The organism is Sandarakinorhabdus glacialis (genome assembly GCF_014643455.1).
Classification (GTDB): domain Bacteria; phylum Pseudomonadota; class Alphaproteobacteria; order Sphingomonadales; family Sphingomonadaceae; genus Sandarakinorhabdus; species Sandarakinorhabdus glacialis.
This window is the reverse complement of sequence record NZ_BMJM01000035.1, coordinates 1-964: the sequence shown is the minus strand read 5'-3', so window position 1 is coordinate 964 and position 964 is coordinate 1. Positions and strand designations below refer to the sequence as shown.

Here is a 964-nt window from a genome sequence, read left to right as displayed (position 1 = left end):
TGGATTTCGGCGTCCTTCAGCACGGCGGTGAAAGCAAAGCTGGTGAACTGGCTGCCCTGGTCGGTGTTAAAGATGTCGGGGGTGCCGAAGCGCGCCAGCGCTTCCTCCAACGCCATGACGCAGAACCCGACGTCCATCGTGTTCGACAGCCGCCACGCCAGCACTTTGCGGGTCGCCCAGTCCATAATGGCGACCAGGTACAGGAAGCCCCGGCGCATCGGGATGTAGGTGATGTCGGCGCACCACACCTGGTTCGCCCGCTCGATAGCCATGTATCTGAGCAGATACGGGTAAATCCGGTGCTGCGGGTGCGGATCGCTGGTGCGCGGCCGCTGGTAGATCGGCGACAGGCCCATCTTCGCCATCAGCCGTCGCACCCGCCGGCGGCCGATGTTGACGCCTTGGCGCCGCAGATGGCGGACCATCTGCCGGCTGCCATACCAGGGCATATCGAGGAACGCTGTATCGATCACCCGCATAAGCGCCAGCGTCTCATCGGACTCCGGCTGCGGCGTGTAATAGAACGACGATCGGCTGATCGACAGCAGCCGGCATTGCGCCGAGATCGACAGATCGGCGTGCACCGCCTCGATCATCCCGCGCCTTCGTTCGATGCTCATCGACCCAAGGCTTTGGCTAAAAAATCCCGTTCCACGACCAGTTGCCCGATCTTCGAATGCAGCTTGTCGATCTCCGCCTCGCCGCTTGCCCGCGCCACCTCCGAGGCGCCAGCAAAGGTCGATGCCATGCCGTCGATCGCCTGCCGCTTCCATGCAGCGATCATCGTGTGATGGATGCCGTGCTTGGCGCTCAGCTCCGTCAGCGTCAGATCCCCGCGGATCGCCTCCAGCGCAACCTTGGCCTTGAAATCCGAGCTGTAGCGCTTTCTCGTCGTCTTCATTCCCGTCAATCCTTCAGATCGGGAATAGCTTAACACCCTGTCCAGTTTTCCGGGACCACCTCA

Annotated in this window: 1 pseudogene; it reads right to left on the bottom strand. The window is 62.1% G+C overall.

Annotated elements, in window-relative coordinates:
• Positions 1–901: pseudogene (locus tag IEW98_RS16025) on the bottom strand (IS3 family transposase); the annotation flags it as partial.
• Positions 902–964: the final 63 nt, after the last annotated feature.